Raw genomic sequence first — 19,877 nt, forward strand, 5'->3', positions numbered from 1 at the left:
AAGACAACGCATTGTAACGCTATTTTTTACTCATTGAATAGAGCCTGAGCATTTCGCGCTACATTCGACTCACCATCTCATTTTTCAGAACAATCCGAGAACACCATTTACTGATATTTACGCTTTTTTCTCAATGATCAAAGATGCCTAATTTTGCTATGTAAACAATTATCCATCATTCAGATAAACTTATTTTTATGTATAAAAAATTGATAAAAATAATCAAGTTAGCCTTTATATTTAAAGTTTTATACAATAGCAAAACCTGTACTTTAGTCAGTAGGTTTTATTTTATAAGATTCCAAAGCCGCAAGCTGAAGTGCTTGCTTGCGCGCTTGCATTGAATTAAAAAACAGCCTGAATAAGCCATTTTTATGGTTCAGATTGGTCTTTCAGTTGCTGTTTTCGCTGTAATAAGGTTTGACCGCTATAGGCCTTATAAGCACGCGCCAAAGCCGACTGATCTGAATATCCCAGGCGCATGGCAATTTCAGTCAGGCTGGTATTGTGTTGCAACAACTGTTCACAGCGTTTCATTCGTTCCGATTCCAGCACAGCCTTAAATGAGCTTTCAAGCTGCTGCAATTGGCGTTGCAGCGTTCGTGTAGAAACATGCAATTCATCAGCAATCTGATCAATTTTTGGGGCTACAGCGTGCAGTCTTAAATACTCGGCCACAGCAGTATGAATTTGCTGTAATACACTTTCATAATGTGGCTTGAGTGCAATAGCCTCCTCTGCCTGTTTCAGCAATAACTGCATCAGTGACGGATCAGCCAGTACCGACTTCATGGTTAAGCTATCCACACCCATCACATAGGCATAACGTGGCTGATCAAACAACACCTCACAACCATAAAATTTTTGATAATGATACTGTGCCATTTGCGGTCTATGTGCCATCTGGATATTTAGAAGTTGCGGTTGATCCGGAAAAATTTGCTTGGCCAAATGCACCATGGCAGCCATGGTCATTTCATGTAACAAGGCATATTTTTCATCTAAAAACTGCCAGCTCAGCCAGATCTCATTGCCCTGCTGATACATCTGTAATGGGATTGCATCGGCACCATCAATCACCAGACGGCTGAAACGTACTATGTACTGCAATGCTTCAGCCACACTGTTACTTCGGGTGGCCATATAACCGAGTACGCCAAAATGTTCAGGACGAATTCGCTTGGCCATTTCAATAGTCAACTGCGGGCAATCCAGCTGCTCACGGGTTAATTGCAAAATGCTGTAAAAAAAAGAAAAGGGGGACTGGGTATCTATGGGCAATTGCAGGACATGTTTCAGATCGTCCCGATAAGGTGCTAAAAATTCAAGCGTGTAAAAGTCGAGCCCCTGTTCTATCAGATACATATTCCAGAGCTGAAAATAACCATTTGGGATTTGTAATTCTTGCATGGCGACTCACTTATAATTTGACATATTATATTTTCACTTTGGCGTAAAATGTATAAAAAATGGCAAGTACTGTCAAAACAAAAATGAAAAAGCACGACATACTGCAATTATCCAAGGCAATTGAAGTAAAACAACATGAATGCCATTGTCCAACCGCAAACCACTCCTGTGGTTCGTAGCAATCTTGATTTCAAACTGAATGAAGTGCCTCGCTTCTGGTTTTCAGGTGATCCGTTTATTACCCGCATGTTCGATGCCTTAAGCCTGACTTTCCCCGATGGTGAACGCTATTTCATTCAATCTGTACGGCTGTTCCGCGACCAGATTACCAATCCGGATTTAAAGCAGCGTGTGGCAGACTTTATCCGTCAGGAAGCACAACACGGCATAGCGCATGACAAGATGAATCAGGTCATGAAAGAACAAGGTATGCCGGTCGATCAATTTATTCAGCGTTTAAATAAGATTTTTAAATTTGAACTAGAAAAACGTTCACCACAATACAACATTGCCATGACCGCTGCGGCTGAGCATTTGACAGCTCTCATGGCCGAAACTTTTTATGGCAATAAAGAGACATTACGCGGTGCCCATCCTTATGTGCGGGCACTGTTTGCCTGGCATGCGATTGAAGAAATGGAACACCGTGATGTCGCTTTTGATGTGATGAAACAGGTCGGTAATGTCCCTGAAAGTACACGAAAACTTGTACTGGCATGGACCACCGTATTGATGTTCGGTTTTACCATTTACCGTGCCAATGTGATGTTGAAACATGATGGGTTTACGCCGTTACAACGACTGCAAATGAATATTCGTGGCCTGCCCTGGTTTTTTGGCAAGCAAGGCGTGCTCACCAGAATGGGCAAGCAATACAAGGACTGGTTTAAAAAGGACTTTCACCCCAGCCAGCATCCGGTGATTGCCCAATACGACGTCTGGGTCAAAACTCTGGAACAAACGGGTGATCCGATTTTAGCTGGTGAAGCCTTTTGGCAGGCTGCAAAAGAATAAGAAGAAGAATAAGAAGAAGAAGAAAAAGAAAAAGAAAAGCCTGCATCCTGCAGGCTTTTTTTATCTTTATAGGCTTAGCACTTGGCGCTTACCACTTTGCATAGTGTTGTTCGAGCAAACCATATTCATTGACCAAGACAATTTCCTGATCATCCTGCTGAATGGTGCCACTGATTTTGGCCTGCCACTGACTAAACTGACTGCCGACCAGTCTTAAATTCAGATTTTCATAACGGCGCCAACCCGTCTTGACCTCCAGATTCAGCTTATTATCCAGTGAGCGAATCTTCCAGTGTCCTTCATCCAGATGCTGGAATAAAACATCGCTTAGCGGATAGAGCACACCATTGATCCACAAGCAGTTCTCATTGCCAAAACTTTCATTGACTCCAGAAGCCAGATTCAAGCCGATCCGGTTATTATTTGAACCCCAAAAATTACTCGATAACCAGAACCATGCCGTTTCCGGACGCAGAAAACCGCAGGTATCATCCAGCGATGCAAAAGTTCTTTCATTAAACTGTATGGTTTCACCCTGTTTATTGATAAAAAAACCTTCACACGCCAAGGTGGTCAGCTTCTGGGTATAAGTCCAGCCATTGATCCCGGTCGGGCTGCACATACTGAGCGGGTCGGTACCAGCACAGAAGATTCGCGCACTGAGCCTAATTTCCCCATATTTGGTGACATGAATATAGCGCACACCGTTGGCATGCTGGATATCGATTTGAAAAGGTGACTTGGAAAAAAAACTCTGGTTATAAAGCGGCTGTTCATCCACAACGGTATTGCGTGATAGCAGATTAATGGCATTCCACTCTAAAACTTCATGGTTCTGATGATTATAAATATAGAAAAAACCATGCCCTGCCCAGGCAATATCGGCAATGGCCAAACCAATGGTGTAGTGTTGATGCTGAATTGAACAGAATTTAAACTTCTTATATTTTAGTCGCTTGCGCCAACCAGTTAAGACATCACCATAAGGCGTCTTATACTGGTATTGATTCAAGTCGATGGTTTTTGGGAGAGAACTAAAACGTCCATAATTCGGTTGTCCATTTGATTGAATCAAATCCATTTATCAAATTCCATCTAGCCAAGAGATAACAATTCCTTAATCTTATTATGCCTATATAAATCCAAGTTAAAAATATCCTTAGTCATATTTTCTTGAAAAAATACAAAAATATATATTATTTACTGAGTTTGATATGTGATGGATATAATTTATTAGTCAAATAGATATAAATTAGCTTTCAGGCAATATTAAATAAGTGTTTTCCCAACAATTCGCACTAAAATCACCCTCGATCAACTGTACATAACGCCCATGGATATGATCAATCGCAATACAATCATCCACATCTAATATGCGATCGGTATGCTGTTTTTGCCAATGCTGTGCAAAGTAGGCTTTACCGCGTTGCTTAGCCAGCATGGCATTTTCTGCCACGACCAGAACATAACGGTGTAACTCGCCAAACTCACGGGCATCGTAACCACCCAGATTAATTAAAAACAGCTTTTGTTCAGATGAATTCGGCTGAGCATTGCTAAAGTGAATTTGATATTGAATACCTTCAAATTCCACGCCATTGATTTGTGCCCAGGCATCGATATGCAGTCCTTTTTGTTCACCAAACCAGGAATTTTTCAGTTGAGGATAAACCTCTTGCAATGAATCACCTACCGCTAACACGACATCATGGACTTCTGTATTGGCACGTGCATGACGACCACCGAGCATGACGATAAATAGGCTGGGCATTGCTTACTCCTTATAGAATCCTCCCCTAGCCCCTCCTTTTTCTAAGGAGGGAAATTTCTCTTTAAAAATAGAAACTCAGGACGGTAAATATTTATCTTCAATATGATACGCGCTGGCGACAGGGATGTCGCCTGTTGAGCAGCATTACAGGGAAGTAATGTCTGCTCAACAAAAAGCCTTTGGTTACTTTGGGCTTTTCCAAAGTAACATCAACATTTACTGCTCGTTTTTTATTAAATTAATTTGTCATGCACTCCAATTTTTACTTAAAAATTCTCTTTTCATTCGTAAGTGAGGCCTTACTTTTGACGGGCCAAAAGTAACAAAAGCCCTTTGTATTTCTGATGATACTTCCCTGTATCATCAGAAATACGGGCGACATCCATCTCGCCTTTCCATTTATTCAAATTTCTGTTGTTTAATGACATAAAAAAATCGTGCTGAGTTTTCTCAACACGATTTTTTGTAATCCACCCTTGCGGATTCAGAATATATTCCGAAGTCCTCACCTTTAAAAAAGGAGGGCTTTCCCCCTCTTTGAAAAAGAGGGGGTTAGGGGGAGATTCTTACATCTCAACCATTTCCACGCCATCAATACGGGCAACCGTCATCAAGTCTTTATCACCACGACCAGAAACCGTCGCGATAATAATTTGATCCTTGTCCATGGTCGGTGCAAGTTTAGTCACATACGCCATCGCATGTGAGCTTTCAAGCGCAGGAATAATCCCTTCAATTTGGGTTAAATCACGGAAGCCTTGCAGCGCTTCCTGGTCATTGATCGGCACATATTCAACACGGTGCATATCTTTCAAGAAACTATGTTCAGGCCCTACACCCGGATAATCCAGACCGGCAGAAATCGAATGCGTTTCAATAATCTGGCCTTGATCATCAGACATCAAGTAGGTACGGTTGCCGTGAAGTACACCCACATGACCTGCATTGAGTGGTGCAGAGTGCTTGCCGGTTTCAATACCGTAACCTGCGGCTTCAACACCGTACATTTTCACATCTGAATCATTCAGGAATGGATAGAACAAGCCCATGGCATTCGAACCACCACCCACACATGCCACAAGTGCATCTGGAAGACGGCCTGCCTGTTCCTGAATCTGACGGCGCGCTTCACGGCCAATAATCGACTGGAAGTCACGAACCAATTGCGGATATGGATGTGGACCTGCAACCGTACCAATCACATAATAGGTTGAGTCAACATTGGTTACCCAGTCACGCATTGCTTCGTTCATGGCATCTTTCAATGTTTTTGAACCGCTTTCGACTGGCACAACAGTTGCACCCAATAGACGCATACGGTACACATTCATGGCTTGACGTTTCACGTCTTCTGCACCCATGAACACCACACATTCAAGACCCAAACGTGCTGCGATAGTTGCAGTGGCTACACCGTGCTGGCCGGCACCGGTTTCGGCAATAATGCGTTTTTTACCAGAAAGTTTTGCCAGCAGTGCCTGACCAATGGTGTTGTTGATTTTATGTGAGCCGGTATGGTTCAAGTCTTCACGTTTTAAGTAAATTTGCGCACCACCCAACTCTTTAGACCATCGCTCAGCATAATATAAAGGACTAGGACGACCTACATAGTAGGCTAAATCACGGTCGAATTCTGCCAGAAACTTAGGATCATCCTTCATTCGGAAATAAAGTTTTTCCAGGTCTTCTAATGCTGCCATGAGCGTTTCTGACACAAAACGTCCGCCATGAATACCGAAATGCCCACGTGCATCGGGGAATTGGGTATAGTCAATTGCCTGACTTTTCTGGCTAGTATTTTGCTGATCCACGATGGACTCCTTGCATAAACTGTTCAATGAGTTGTTGGTCTTTAATACCTTTTGCGGACTCTACGCCTCCGCTGACATCTACTGCATAAGCATTGGTCGTCTTTATAGCGTCTTCAACATTGTCAGGTTTTAAGCCGCCTGCCAAAATTAAAGGAATATCCAGTTTGGGGAACTGTGACCAGTCAAAGCTGTGCCCTGTTCCGCCTTTAAGTTCAGGATGCCAGGCATCCAACAGTACCGCGCTTGCCCCTGCCTGCTGATAGCTTTGAATCGTTGCAACCACATCTAAATCTGGCTTGATCTGGATGGCTTTATACCAGCGACGACCGACCTGTTCGGCAATATCCCGACATTGTTCAGGTGTTTCATCGCCATGAAATTGCAGCACATCTAAGGGTACATCTTTTAAAATGTGTTGAATGTCATCCGCAGATGCATTCACAAATAAACCGACAGTTTGCACATAGGCAGGAACCTGCTGTATCAATACTTTGGCCTGTTCTGCAGTTACGCTACGTGGGCTAGGTGGAAAAAAGACAAAACCAATCGCATCTGCTCCTGCATGCACAACTGAATGTATATCTTCTATTCGTGTGATTCCGCAAATTTTGGCACGGGTTCGCATACAATTCGCTCTAATTTTTAACCTAAACTTTGCCAATTTATAGACATTCTATAAATATTGGGGCGAATCATTGTAATGCAATTTTTTTGGCTTGCGTAAAGTTCATCCGAATTATTCTTGTGTGACGTTGTTTATAGGACATACAAACTTTATACTTCGCCCATCTTGCAACGAGTTAAGCTTAGGCCTTAGGGAAGTTGGTGCGAATCCGACACTGCCCCCGCAACGGTAAAATGAAAAGCATATCTAGATAAATTGAAAAATTTACACCACTGCATATAGATGTGGGAAGGTGGATATGTAGCTGATGAATTCATGGCACATTTAAGTCCGGATACCTGCTTGTTGTGTTCTTTAACTCAATCATTCACGGGGGGTGAATGTATGGAGCTTAAATCATGTCACGTCAATTTCAGCCTACAGCCTTAGTGGGTGCAATCGCTATTGCCTTGGGTTTCTCGGCTACAGCTCAAGCTGCAGATCAACCCGCTGCTAAAGCCAGCTTAGATACCATTGTGGTTACTGCATCACGTAGTGAAGAAAATATTAAGGATATTCCTGCGCGTATTTCAATTATTGCACCACAAATTGTAGAGCAGTCGCCTATTGCCTCTTTTCCAGATCTGCTCAAACATGATGCAGCCATCAATATGGTACAAAGTGGCGGGATCGGGCAACTTGCCGATATTTATTTGCGTGGCACTGAATCTGACCATACTTTAATTTTACGTGATGGCATTCGACTGAATAATGCATCTTCAGGTACAGCAAGTCTTGCTTTTATTGATACGACTGATATCAAGCAAATTGAAGTTTTAAAAGGCCCTGCTTCGGTTTTGTACGGTACTGATGCCATTGGTGGTGTGGTTCAGCTGATTTCAAAAAAACCTGAAAAAACAGGTGCATTTGTTACAGGTGAAATAGGAGAACATAAAACCTATAAATCTGTTATCGGTGCAGATTTAGCGGAAAACGGTTTCTATGCCCAAATTCGCGGTCAACGACTAGAATCCGATGCAACCCAAGTGACCAATCAAAAAACCAATACCAATGAAACGGCTTCTTTTGCGCAAAAAGGCTTTAGTAGCAAATTCGGTTTCGACAAAGAAAATTTTGCCGCTTCTGTCGACTACAGCAGCAATCAAGGCACTAACCTGTATGACGCTTATACATTTAATGGTGCCTTACTGAAACAAGACTTTGAAAATGAAATTATCAATCTTCGTGGTCGGGTGAATTTAACTGAACAACTTGAACTAAATGGTCGTTTATCGCAGTTTAATGATGAAGTTGAACAAAAAGATTCAACCGATTTTGTGCATAGCAAAACGCAGGAAGCTGAACTCTATACCAAGTGGAATTTTCTCCCTCAACAGACTTTGCTAGCAGGTGTTACTCATCGCAAGCTGGATGGTGATATTCTGTCCTACGGCACACCATATGATGAAGATGTAGACTCGACTGGATATTATGTTCAACACCAATTTAACGGGACTAAACTCAATACTCAGGTGGGTGTGCGTGTCGAAGATAATGAAAAGTATGGTTCACATACGGTAGGTCAAATCGCTGCACGCTATCAATTGCTTCCATCTACGAGTGTATATGCAAATGTGGGTACAGCATTTAAATCACCAACATTGAATGAACTTTATAATTCTTGGAACGGCAACCCTGATCTAAACCCTGAAGAAAGCCGCTCTTATGAAATTGGGCTTGACCAAAATCTGGCTTACGGTTTCCAAACCGGTTTATCTGCCTATTACGCCGAAGTAAAAGATCTGATTTCATCAGTCAATTTTGGCAAGTTAGGCAATATCAATAAAGCAAGTTATCAAGGTGGTGAACTTTATTTAGCTTGGCAGCAAGATGATTTATTCGCTAAAGTAACCTATAGCTATGTCAAACCTGAAAATGAAGAAACCCATGAAGACTTAGGTCGTCGTCCCCGTCAAGGGTTAACGTTAACTACCGGTATTCAAAATGATGTATATGGTATCAGTGCATCTTTAGTGGCCAAATCGAAAGCCAAAGAATGGGATGCCAACTACAAAACTCCGGGTTATGCGACTGTGGATGTAAATGCATTCTGGAATGTAAACCCAAATGTTAAGCTCTTTACCAACATTCAAAACATTGGTGATGTTGAGTACAAGACGGCATATCAAGACCAAGGTTATTACTATGTTAACGGTGGTCGTTTAGCTTCTGCCGGTGTCACATTCAAATACTAAGTTCAGCATAAAAAATTGCTAAAACTTTGAGGATAATGTCATGCCTGTGGCATTATCCTTTTGCATAAACAGACATAGAATTTCAAACTTTTAAGGAATAAAGCATGGGCCACCGTTTAAGTAAAATTTACACCCGTACAGGCGACTCAGGCACAACTGGTCTTGGTGATGGTTCACGTGTAGCCAAAGATGACTTGCGTATTGCGGCCTTAGGTGATGTGGATGAACTCAACTCTTGCATCGGAGTTTTGCGTGCGCAAATTGCCATCAGTTCAATTGAAGACAAAGCCCCTTGGGATAAATCACTCAGCCTGATTCAACACTGGTTATTCGATCTGGGCGGTGAGGTGTGCATTCCCAACTACAATATGGTTTTACCGCTTGCAATTGAATTTCTGGAAAAAGAAATTGACCAAATGAATGAAGCGCTACCCATGCTGAAAGACTTCATTTTACCGGCCGGAACTTTAGCTTGCAGTTATGCACATCAAGCACGTTCGGTATGCCGCCGTGCTGAACGCAGCTTAATGTCGGTGCATACTCGAGATCAGAATATTCAAGCACCTTCACTGCAACTCCTCAACCGCCTTTCCGACTGGCTATTTGTGGCATCTCGTACCTTGCAACGTGCTGAAGGTGGTAGTGAAGTGCTTTGGCAAAAAAACATCAATGATACTATTTAATCCCTCTGAACCACTTACACACTTTTTCATAAGTAAAACTAAACCGTGATAGTACTATCGCGTTAGGCGACAAGGATGTCACCGTTGGGCAAGGGTGATATGGATATCCCCTTTGCCCAACAAAGGATTTTTGTTACTTTTCATCCTTGAAAAGTAAGGCATCACTTACGCAAATTAATTTAACTTTTCAATACAATATAAGGTCATGATCATCTTATACTTTTAGAATTAGATAAAAAATCACATCAAACAGAGTTCATTATGATCATCATCGGACATCGTGGTGCACGAGGAGAAGCCCCTGAAAACACTTTGGGTGGCTTTCAATACATTCATAACCTCGGCATTCGAGCAGTTGAGTTTGATGTCCGTCAGCTGAAAGATGGTGAACTCATCATCATGCATGATGACAACTTCTTAAGAACCACCGGCACCGATCAACAACTTTATGAATTAAACAGTCACCAGCTTGAAGCTTATAACCAAGCCCATATCTGGATGGACTGGGAAAAGCAGCTTACCCCGACACTTCGCCAGACCCTCAGCATTATTCATGACTTTGAGCATATTGAAGTTGAAGTCAAAGCTGTTACAACCATGGCGGAAGCAGAAAAACTGGTTTTAGAATTACAAAAACAATTACACGGTTTTGAACAAAGCGCGGTAATCACCAGTTTCGATCTGAAAATCCATCAAGCCTTAAAACAGCAGTACTCTATATTTAAACGCGGCTTACTAGTTGAAGATGACATCAAACATCAAGCCATTGAACAGGCTTTAGAACTGGGTTGTTGCCAAATTGGCTGGATGAATCAACTGGCGACAGATGAGATGATTCAAGCCACACAACAGGCCCACTTACAAATTAGTGTGTGGACGGTGAATGATATTGAACGCGCCAGACATCTTCGAAATTTGGGGATAGATGGATTAATTACCGATTTTCCAAAAATGATGCTCGAGCAACTTTAAAAGAAATTTTTCGCCCTATTTTTGTGACGGAATTGCCTATTTGCTCACTGCAAAATGATTCAAATCGTTGCGGTTGACTGAAGCCGCTTTGACCTTCGATAAAATCAATCAACCCAACCCGGTATTCTGTTACTGTTTAGTACAATACACCTGTAGAATAATGCTAGTGAAGCTTTGCTCGCTCATGCTAATATTGAGAAAGTCTTAATCCCTATAAATTGTATTGAATTAAGTCATTCGTTTATACCTTACCTTTACCAGGTTCTAGGAGTGCTGTTGGAGATGAATGCTCCCTTACCCAAAGCCCCAATTAACTGGATTGCAGTATTCGCACTGGTACTTTTACCAATTGTGGCTGTAATCGCTATCCCTTTATATGCTTATCATCATGATTTTAGCTTAGGCGCATGGATCAGCTTATTTGTACTACTCGGTGTGAGTAGTTTAGGGATTACTGCGGGTTATCATCGCTTATGGGCACATCGTGCTTATGAAGCAACCTTGCCATTAAAAATTATTTTAATGCTTATGGGTACCTTTGCCGTTCAGAACAGTATTTTGTTTTGGGCTTCAGGTCACCGTACCCATCACCGCCATGTTGATGATGTCGAGAAAGACCCATATTCAATTAATAACGGCTTTTGGTATGCACATATTGGATGGATGCTACGCAACTATCCGGCAGCAGAAGCAAACTATAAAAACGCACCTGATTTGTTAAACGACAAAGTGGTGATGTTTCAGGACAAATACTATATTCCACTCGTGATTGCTGTACATGCCGTCATTCTGACTACTGTAGGCTGGGCTGTGGGTGATATGTGGGGCGTAATGTTATTAGGCGGTTTACTTCGTCTGATCTTGAGCCATCACGTGACTTTCTTTATTAACTCTCTTTGTCATATGTGGGGCAAACGTCCTTATACCGACGAAAACACTGCTCGTGACAATTTCGTTTTAGCGATTGCCACTTGGGGTGAGGGCTATCATAACTACCATCACATCTTCCAGTATGATTACCGTAACGGGGTGAAATGGTGGCAGTATGATCCAACAAAATGGTTGATCTGGTCATGCTCAAAACTGGGCTTAGCTAAAAACTTGCGCCGTATTCCAAGCTTTAATATCAAAAAAGCAGAATTGGCGATGCGTTTTAAATATGCTGAACAAGACTTGGCGGTTTATGGTCATAATGTCAATGAAGATATGGCTACGGCTAAACTTCGTATTGCTCAGGAATATGAAGCGTTTACCCAAACTTTAAATGACTGGGCCAAGCTGAAAGAGCAAGAAATTCAGGCGAAAAAAGCCTCTGTTGCTGAAAAGATTCACCAAATCGACAGCAAACTTAAAGTCGATTTCCAGTTGGTGGAACAGCGTCTTTCACATCACCGCAATACCCTGAAAATTTTAATGCGCAATATTAAAAAGAATCCTGTGTCTGAATAAGACCGGAGTCAATATAAAGCCCCATTATTGGGGCTTTATTCATTTTAGCCGTTTAAATTTGCTATAGTGATCTGGTCTCCCCCGATTTTTATAGATTGTTACCATGCAATTTAATCCGCGTTACCCTTCGCTCAATCCCAAGCTTTTTCACCATCAACTTCCTGTTCCCTTAAAAGGAGCAAAAGCCGGTCATTTCAATGCTGCGCTAGCTGATGAATTACAGTGGTCAGATGCAGATAAAGTCCAATGGGTGGAAATCTGTAGTGGACAAAAAACCTTTGCCGAATTTGAACCATTGGCGATGGTCTATGCCGGACATCAGTTTGGACAATGGGCAGGACAACTAGGGGATGGTCGCGGCTTGCTGATCGGGCAAATTCTGGATAAGAACAATCAAACCATCGACTTGCATTTAAAAGGTGCCGGTTCTACCCCCTACTCGCGTATGGGTGATGGACGTGCCGTATTACGTTCAGTGATTCGCGAATATCTGGCCGGTCATGCTCTGAATGCTTTAGGGATTGCTTCCAGTAATGCAGTTGGTTTTACTTCTTCGACCCAAGGCATACAACGGGAAAAACTGGAACCTGGCGCAATGATGCTGCGTACTTCAGACTGTCATATCCGCTTCGGCCATTTTGAATGGATCAACCAGTATCAACCCGACCTTTTAGAAGACTTTGTACAGAAATGTATTGAGTGGCATTATCCTGAATGTCTGGAAGCTGAACAGCCTGTTTTGGCTTTCGCAACTCAAGTCATTCAACGTACTGCGGTGATGATTGCCAAATGGCAACTGGTGGGCTTTGCCCATGGGGTGATGAATACTGATAATCTCAATATTACAGGTTCCACCCTCGATTTTGGTCCTTATGGTTTTATGGAACGCTTCCGCCCGAACTGGATTAACAACCACTCGGATTATCAAGGTCGTTATACCTATCAACAACAACCGAGTATTGGACACTGGAATTTATGGATGTGGCTGAATAACCTGATTCGGCTAAAAAAAGATCCTGCTGAAAAAGAACAATTCAAAGAAGATTTAGCCAAATGTTTAGAGCATTTTGAGCCTACTTTCCTGGAACATTATACAGTTGGGCTTTGTCAAAAAATGGGCTTGCCAAGTTTCCATAAAGACAGTTTTGATTGTGGTATGGCATTCTTACGAATTTTACAAACGGAGCAACTGGACTACATCGAAAGCTTTATTCGTTTGCAAAATAAGCAATATGAAACCATTAAAGATGACTGTCTGGACCGACGCCAATTTGAAAGTTTCCTGGCTCAATATGAAAGTATTCGAGCGAATCAGGATACCGATGCACTAGATGCCGAAATGGTGAAAGCCAATCCACAATATATTCTGCGTAATCACATGGCGCAGAAAGCCATTGAACTGGCAGAACGGGATGACTTTTCAGAAGTCGAGCGTTTGTTTAAATTATTAAGTCAGCCATTTACCAAGCAGCCGGATTTGGAACAGCCTGAAGATTTAGGCCCCTTGCCGAGTGATGTTCCGGAAGTGATGGTAAGCTGTTCGTCTTAATTTATTCACAACACATACAAAAACTGTGGATAATTTAAGCATTATCCACAGTTTTTATTAGATTTATTCACAGCTTATGACTTTACACAAACTTGCATCATCCACGGCTTTAAAACTTCCTGAAGTGACTGTGACCCAGCCTTTTGGCGATGGCTGTGATGTATTTAAAGTGCTCGATAAAGTCTTTATGCTGAGTTTCCATTTGCAAGGCCAAGCTGCGATTAACCTCAAAGTTGTACCTGATCATGGGGCAATGCTGCGAGACTTTTATCCTTATATTCGTGCTGGCTGGCATATGAATAAACAGCACTGGGTAACTGTGTATGAGGATGAAAACCTGGATCAATCTTTGGTTCAGGATTTGATAAGGAATTCTTATGATTTGGTGGTGATTAAATTAAATAAAGTGCAACGGCAACGGATTGAGCTGCTTAAAGCAATTCAATAGCCACCTTCTGTTAGAAAAATTCCAATTTCGTATAAGCACCATTATGTTAAATGGGCATACAATTTATCTCTTAATTCATTTAAATAATCATTTTCTTCAATAAGAGCAATTCCATCACGATGTAAGATAAGATCATTAAATGATCCCATTCCTCCAAAACTAATACGCAATTGATACTTAGCATATTCTGGATCTTCTTGAAGACATAGGAGCATATTTTTATATGCTTTTTCCCATTTTTTTAAATTAAATTCTTCAAATAATGCTATTAGCTTTTCAATTATCGATTCTAGATTTTCAATTTCATTTTTCATAGATTCTTTAATTTTCCTAAAATTAACATAATACACGTTATACGAAATTATTTTTTATCCGTATATAAATCATTCGTTTATAACTTAATAAAAACATCCAATCATATAGAATTGATTTTTTTTAATCACTTATCATGTTCCACGACCACTTCTTAATCAATGTTTCACAATACTCATTAAAAATTTTAAACAATCAAAAACCATAAAAAAAGCGAATAGGCTCTCTCCTATTCGCTTTTTTACTTTATTCTGAATCAGTCCTCAGGATATTCAAAACGATAGCCTACCCCATAAACAGCCTGAATCCACTCATGACGGTTGCCTGTTTCGGCAGCATCCGAAATTTTACGGCGCAGGTTTTTAATGTGGCTGTCAATCACACGGTCCGCCACATCAAAACTGTCCGGGTTAATATGATCCAGCAATTGCGCACGTGAATACACCTGTCCTACATGTTCCAGGAACAATTCTAATAGACGGAATTCGGTTGGGGTCAGGTTTAAGGTTTTTTGCTGATACCAAATGCGTTGCTGTGCCTTATCCATACGGAACAGGCTGTTTTGTTCCGGCTCGACTTGACGGTCTAGACGACGTAATACCGCTTGTACACGTGCAACCAGCTCTTTCGGGCTAAACGGCTTACAAATGTAGTCATCTGCGCCCATGTTCAAGCCCAATACCCGGTCAATTTCTTCAGTACGGGCTGTCACCATAATAATCGGTAAATCAGACTGTTCACGTACTTTACGGCAAATGGTCAAACCATCCATACGTGGAACCATCAGGTCCAAAATCATCAAACTGGGTTTGCGTTGCAGAAAGCTATCATAAGCCTCCTGACCATCATGAAACATGCTGACTTCAAAACCCGCAGCTTCCAAATAGTCCCGCACCAACTGTGCAAGTTCAACTTCATCTTCAACCAGCATGACATGTTTCATGAATGTTATCCCTTTATTTGTTTAACTGTTTTGGAAAAGTCAGTTTGCAACGCAAACCACCTAATGGAGAATGCTCAAAACTCAATTTCCCGCCCAACGCCTGGGCAATCTTACCAGATAATGCCAGACCTAAGCCTGTTCCCCCGGTACTGCGTGTCCGTGAATCATCTACACGATAGAAACGCTCACCTAGACGTGATAATTGTTCATCACTTAGCCCAAGCGGACTGTCATCGACAATCACGCTCCACTCCGTTTCAGACTGTTCAGTATGCACACGAACCTCTCCGCCTGCTTCGGTATAACGAATACTGTTGCCGAGTAAGTTGACCATAATTTGTTTAAAACGATCTATATCTAATTGTAAATTCGCACCTTCACCTTGCACTGAAACAGATAAATCAGCCTGTGCAAATTTAGGTTTGAAGTTTTCAACTTCCTGCAACACTACATTCCATGGATTAACTTCTGCCATATAGCATTTCAATTGTTGGGCTTCGGCCTGAGCCAGATCAGCCAAATCCTGAGTCAGTTTTTTCAGACTGGTCACCTGACGCAGCATGGATTCAAAATGCTCCGGTGTCGGTTTTCGAATCCCGTCCTGCATGGCTTCAATTTGTGCTTGCAGCACCGCCAAAGGTGTTTTCAATTCATGTGAAGTATCTGCCACCCATTGACGACGCGATTGTTCATGTTGATCCAGAATCACCGCAAGATGGTTCAATTCTGTCGATAAATCACCAAGTTCATCATTGCGGTTAACGGTCACCTGATGCTGAAAATTGCCTTTGGTCAGTTCACGGGTACCTTGCAGCAAACGCTGAATCGGCTTTTTAAAATAAGTAGCCAACAATAAAGCCGCAATTAAACTGGTCAGGAAAGTTAAGCCATAAACCAATAGTAAATAGCGTTTTTGATTACTAAAGAAATTGATACTGATAGCATCATCCTGATCCAGTACTGGCTTCAATCCCAAATAACCGACCACTTTGTCGTTCACCATAATCGGACGATACGACACTGGACTGTCTGAAGGCTCACCCACCACAAACTGTTTATTTGCATCATACAGTGAAAGTCGAGAACTTAAGCCCAAACGGTCAGGCATGGAAATAAACTGCTTTTTCTTGTTTGGATTAGATGCTGGATCTGTTGGTCGCGTCTCAGTTTTTCGGTCTGGACGGAATACATTTTGATTGGCACTTAAAGGAAATTTCAATCCTTCAAAGGGCTGATATTCAGAAGGTAAATTGAGTTTTATCATACGGAGTTCTTCCGCATCAAGCATCGGTTTGCTTTGTTCCGCCTGATTTAAGCTCGGAGTAACACTGAGCAAAGTATTTTCCTGAAAATAACGCTGCTGCAAGGCAATATCATATTGACGACGTAACCACCAACGCGATAACCGGTCATAATCATCGGGTGCCGCAGTGCCTTCAATTTGCAGGATTTGCGCCTGAATGGCATTACCCCAGTCATGATAAACTGTGTAGACTCCCGCCAGATTGCTGATCACGTGATCCAGCTTCTGCATTTCGACATCAGCCACATATCGAGCAAAGTTTTTTTGCATGGTCCAGTGCAATACCCCAAGACTGACAGTCGTAATCACCAAGGTGGTGAGTAATACCGTCAAAAACAGGCGTAAGGCAATCGGAACACGGCGAATTTTCAAAAGTGAAGTCTCAATATTTGTTCTCAACTTGTTATTGTAACCAACCCGATCTCAAAAAACTCTCCATTGTTTCTTCATCATTATTATTTAATCTTTAACTGATAAAATTTACTGTATTTCTCTTGGAGATAACAACAATGAATTCCATGAAAAAAATAGCTTTAATTACTGCCAGCGTGCTGAGTGTGGGGGCTTTGAGCGCTTGCCAATCAGCCAATACGGTTCCAGATAGCGACCACAAGCCAATGATGAAACAGCACCATGGCCAACACGATCGCAAAATGACACCCGAACAGCGTGAACAGTTCCAGCAGGCACGTGCTGAACGTCGACAAATGATGCAGCAGATCCACAAAGCCTGTGACGGTAAAGCGGTCGGTACTGCAGTACAAATTAAAGCCGGTGAAAAAATCATTGATGGTACCTGTAGCATGGGCTTTAAAGCGGACCGTCAAGAGATGAAACGCATGCATAAAGAGATGATGGGCATGCATGGTGAGATGGAAAGTATGCATATGCAAGGTGACCATAAGCCTATGCGCGGTGAAATGAAGGGTATGCACATGAAAGGCATGCCAATGCAATCGGCAGAACCGCTTACTGATGCCAAACGTGCAGAACTGACCAGACAATTTGATCAGCGCCTGGCTCAACATCAGGCACATCAGCAAGCCATGCTAAAAGCTTGCCAAGGTCAGCCCAACGGTAAGGCTGTTCAAGTCAAAATGGGCACCCATACCATCAATGGTAAATGTGAAGTCCGCTTTCAACCTAAAGCCCCAATGGCTCCGGCAACAGCAAAACCAGCATCATAAAATTTACCCAAAATTAAAAAGGCGCAACTCTGCGCCTTTTTTATTACCTATCAAAAAGTGAGCAATTTGACTATTTATGCCACTCATAAAACTATAAAAGCATTTACACTCAAGATACTTAGCAATTTCAAGTCAGAAATCTTTGACTTTACAGTCACCAAGAAAAAGTCCCTAAAGCTTGTACCAACTAAGAAGATGTTGCACGATTAAGCCATAGAAATACGTGTCATTGAAGATACGTTCCAATGTTTATTTAGAATTATTAACGCTGGTACAAACCAGTATTGAGGAAAACGATATGCCACAATACAAAGCGCCCTTACGTGATATGCAATTCGTTCTGCATGAACTTTTAAATGCAGAAGAACATTACGGAAAACTACCTGCATTCCAGGAAAGCGTAAGCCGTGAGTTGGTTGACCAATATCTGGAAGCTGCTGCAGACTTCTGTGAAAACGAACTTTCTCCTCTTAACCAAGTTGGCGACCGTGAAGGTTGTACTTGGAACGACGGCGTTGTTACAACTCCGACTGGTTTTAAAGAAGCGTATCAAAAATATATCGAACTTGGTTTCCCTTCTCTTTCTGCTGAAGAGCAATACGGCGGTCAAGGCTTGCCTAACTCTTTAGGTATCACAATTTCTGAAATGGTCGGTACTGCGAACTGGGCGTGGGGTATGTACCCTGGTCTTTCTCACGGTGCAGTCCGTACTTTAGAACACCACGGTTCTCAAGAACAAAAAGATGCTTACCTGCCAAATCTGGTTTCAGGTGTTTGGACAGGTACCATGTGCTTGACTGAATCTCATGCAGGTTCTGACTTGGGTATCATCCGTACCAAAGCTGAACCAAATGCTGATGGTAGCTATGCAATTTCTGGCGAGAAAATCTTTATCTCTGCTGGTGAACACGACATGGCTGAGAACATTGTTCACATCGTACTTGCTCGTCTGCCTGGTGCACCTAAAGGTACTAAAGGTATTTCATTGTTCATCGTGCCTAAGTTCAACCTGAACGAAGATGGCTCAGTGGGCGAACGTAATGCTGTACGCTGTGGTTCAATCGAACACAAAATGGGTATTCACGGTAACTCAACCTGTGTCATCAACTTCGATAACGCAAAAGGTTTCTTAATTGGCCCTGAAAACCGCGGCTTAAACTGCATGTTCACATTCATGAACACTGCACGTATCGGTACTGCTGTACAAGGTCTTTCAGCTTCTGAAGGGGCTTTCCAAGGTGCACTTGCCTATGCCAAAGACCGTTTGGCAATGCGTTCACTTTCAGGTGTTAAAGCGCCAGAAAAAGAAGCCGATCCGATTATTGTTCACCCTGCTGTACGTAATATGCTTTTAACTCAAAAGTCATATGCAGAAGCTGGTCGTGCACTGGTGTACTTATTGGCTCAATACGCTGACGTGGTTGAACACGGTACAACTGAAGAAGAACGTAAAGCTGCAGACAACATGTTGTCTTTATTGACTCCAATTGCCAAAGCTTTCTTGACTGAAACTGGTTCTGAATCTGCAAAACACGGCGTTCAAGTATTCGGTGGTCATGGTTTCATCTCTGAACACGGCATGGAACAGATTGTTCGTGACACCCGTATTGCTTGCTTGTACGAAGGTACTACTGAAATTCAGGCACTAGACTTGTTAGGCCGTAAAGTTTTGGGTACTCAAGGTGCAATGTTGAAAGACTTCACCAAGATCATCCACAAATTTGCTGAAGCAAACAAAGACAATGCTGCAATGAAAGAATTTGTTGAACCGCTTGCTGCTCTTAACAAAGAGTGGGGTGATTTGACCATGCAGATTGGTATGCGTGCAATGCAAAATCCGGATGAAGTTGGTGCAGCTGCGGTTGACTACCTATACTTCTCTGGTTACGTAACGCTTGCTTATTTATGGGCACGTATGGCACTTGTTGCTCAAGAAACGCTTGCAGCAGGTACGAGCGATGTAGATTTCTATAACGCGAAAATCACTACAGCGCGTTTCTACTTCAAGAAAATTCTTCCACGCGTTCGCTCACACGTTGACGTGATTGCAGGTGGTGTAGAGCCATTGTTGTCTTTAGATGCTGAACACTTCGCATTCTAAGTGCATGACATTTTAAACTGATGTGAGAAAAAGGACGGTCATGGTTTTGGCAGTCCTTTTTCTTT

Annotated in this window: 17 protein-coding genes and 1 riboswitch; of the genes, 9 read left to right on the top strand and 8 right to left on the bottom strand. The window is 42.1% G+C overall.

Going from position 1 to position 19,877, the window contains the following annotated elements:
* Positions 1-372 precede the first annotated feature (372 nt).
* Positions 373-1,410 (bottom strand): AraC family transcriptional regulator, encoded by a 1,038-nt coding sequence (locus tag B9T26_RS10930; RefSeq protein ID WP_086199726.1) that lies wholly within the window; start codon positions 1,408-1,410, stop codon positions 373-375.
* Between the two features lie 135 nt (positions 1,411-1,545).
* Here B9T26_RS10930 and B9T26_RS10935 point away from each other — a divergent pair, with 135 nt between their 5' ends.
* Positions 1,546-2,424: a metal-dependent hydrolase gene (locus B9T26_RS10935; protein WP_086199727.1), complete on the top strand. Its 879-nt coding sequence runs from the start codon at positions 1,546-1,548 to the stop codon at positions 2,422-2,424.
* An 88-nt stretch (positions 2,425-2,512) separates the two neighbouring features.
* Here the strand turns inward: B9T26_RS10935 and B9T26_RS10940 are convergent, their stop codons facing one another.
* From B9T26_RS10940 to B9T26_RS10960, 4 genes are all read right to left on the bottom strand, one after another.
* A complete protein-coding gene (locus tag B9T26_RS10940) occupies positions 2,513-3,505 on the bottom strand; it encodes a DUF2804 domain-containing protein (RefSeq protein WP_086199728.1) in 993 nt (330 codons plus the stop codon).
* Between the two features lie 171 nt (positions 3,506-3,676).
* Positions 3,677-4,195 carry a DUF1543 domain-containing protein gene (locus B9T26_RS10945; protein ID WP_086199729.1) on the bottom strand — a complete coding sequence of 173 codons (519 nt, stop codon included), beginning with the start codon at positions 4,193-4,195 and terminating at the stop codon, positions 3,677-3,679.
* Positions 4,196-4,761: 566 nt separating this feature from the next.
* Positions 4,762-6,006, bottom strand: a complete 1,245-nt coding sequence (gene trpB, locus B9T26_RS10955) for a tryptophan synthase subunit beta (protein ID WP_086199731.1) — start codon at positions 6,004-6,006, stop codon at positions 4,762-4,764.
* Positions 5,987-6,631, bottom strand: coding sequence for a phosphoribosylanthranilate isomerase (locus B9T26_RS10960; protein ID WP_086199732.1), 645 nt, complete (start codon positions 6,629-6,631; stop codon positions 5,987-5,989). The genes trpB and B9T26_RS10960 overlap by 20 nt, the downstream gene beginning before the upstream one ends.
* A 155-nt stretch (positions 6,632-6,786) precedes the next feature.
* Positions 6,787-6,992, top strand: a riboswitch (cobalamin riboswitch).
* 37 nt (positions 6,993-7,029) lie between these two features.
* Between B9T26_RS10960 and B9T26_RS10965 the strand changes: the two genes are divergently transcribed.
* The 6 genes from B9T26_RS10965 (at position 7,030) to B9T26_RS10990 (ending at position 13,966) form a co-directional block, all read left to right on the top strand.
* Positions 7,030-8,865 carry a TonB-dependent receptor plug domain-containing protein gene (locus tag B9T26_RS10965; protein ID WP_086199733.1) on the top strand — a complete coding sequence of 612 codons (1,836 nt, stop codon included), beginning with the start codon at positions 7,030-7,032 and terminating at the stop codon, positions 8,863-8,865.
* A gap of 104 nt (positions 8,866-8,969) precedes the next feature.
* A complete protein-coding gene (locus B9T26_RS10970) occupies positions 8,970-9,548 on the top strand; it encodes a cob(I)yrinic acid a,c-diamide adenosyltransferase (RefSeq protein ID WP_086199734.1) in 579 nt (192 codons plus the stop codon).
* 261 nt (positions 9,549-9,809) lie between these two features.
* Positions 9,810-10,520: a glycerophosphodiester phosphodiesterase gene (locus B9T26_RS10975; protein ID WP_086199735.1), complete on the top strand. Its 711-nt coding sequence runs from the start codon at positions 9,810-9,812 to the stop codon at positions 10,518-10,520.
* Positions 10,521-10,802: 282 nt separating this feature from the next.
* The gene (locus B9T26_RS10980) at positions 10,803-11,969 is read left to right on the top strand and encodes an acyl-CoA desaturase (RefSeq protein WP_086199736.1); all 1,167 of its coding nucleotides are present in this window, start codon (positions 10,803-10,805) and stop codon (positions 11,967-11,969) included.
* 103 nt (positions 11,970-12,072) lie between these two features.
* Positions 12,073-13,518: a protein adenylyltransferase SelO gene (locus B9T26_RS10985; RefSeq protein WP_086199737.1), complete on the top strand. Its 1,446-nt coding sequence runs from the start codon at positions 12,073-12,075 to the stop codon at positions 13,516-13,518.
* A 76-nt stretch (positions 13,519-13,594) separates the two neighbouring features.
* On the top strand, positions 13,595-13,966 hold the full coding sequence (locus B9T26_RS10990) for an MmcQ/YjbR family DNA-binding protein (protein WP_086199738.1): 372 nt from the start codon (positions 13,595-13,597) through the stop codon (positions 13,964-13,966).
* A gap of 41 nt (positions 13,967-14,007) precedes the next feature.
* Here the strand turns inward: B9T26_RS10990 and B9T26_RS10995 are convergent, their stop codons facing one another.
* The 3 genes from B9T26_RS10995 to baeS all read right to left on the bottom strand — a co-directional run bounded on the left by B9T26_RS10995 (position 14,008) and on the right by baeS (position 16,896).
* Positions 14,008-14,280 carry a DUF6966 domain-containing protein gene (locus B9T26_RS10995; protein WP_086199739.1) on the bottom strand — a complete coding sequence of 91 codons (273 nt, stop codon included), beginning with the start codon at positions 14,278-14,280 and terminating at the stop codon, positions 14,008-14,010.
* A 254-nt stretch (positions 14,281-14,534) separates the two neighbouring features.
* Positions 14,535-15,221 (bottom strand): response regulator, encoded by a 687-nt coding sequence (locus B9T26_RS11000; RefSeq protein ID WP_086175456.1) that lies wholly within the window; start codon positions 15,219-15,221, stop codon positions 14,535-14,537.
* A gap of 13 nt (positions 15,222-15,234) precedes the next feature.
* Positions 15,235-16,896, bottom strand: a complete 1,662-nt coding sequence (gene baeS, locus B9T26_RS11005; RefSeq protein ID WP_086199740.1) for a sensor histidine kinase efflux regulator BaeS — start codon at positions 16,894-16,896, stop codon at positions 15,235-15,237.
* Positions 16,897-17,033: 137 nt separating this feature from the next.
* Between baeS and B9T26_RS11010 the strand changes: the two genes are divergently transcribed.
* Both B9T26_RS11010 and B9T26_RS11015 read left to right on the top strand, forming a co-directional pair.
* On the top strand, positions 17,034-17,711 hold the full coding sequence (locus B9T26_RS11010; RefSeq protein WP_086199741.1) for a hypothetical protein: 678 nt from the start codon (positions 17,034-17,036) through the stop codon (positions 17,709-17,711).
* Between the two features lie 298 nt (positions 17,712-18,009).
* Positions 18,010-19,812, top strand: coding sequence for an acyl-CoA dehydrogenase C-terminal domain-containing protein (locus B9T26_RS11015; protein ID WP_086199742.1), 1,803 nt, complete (start codon positions 18,010-18,012; stop codon positions 19,810-19,812).
* Positions 19,813-19,877: the final 65 nt, after the last annotated feature.

This window comes from Acinetobacter sp. ANC 4169, from assembly GCF_002135355.1.
Lineage (GTDB): Bacteria > Pseudomonadota > Gammaproteobacteria > Pseudomonadales > Moraxellaceae > Acinetobacter.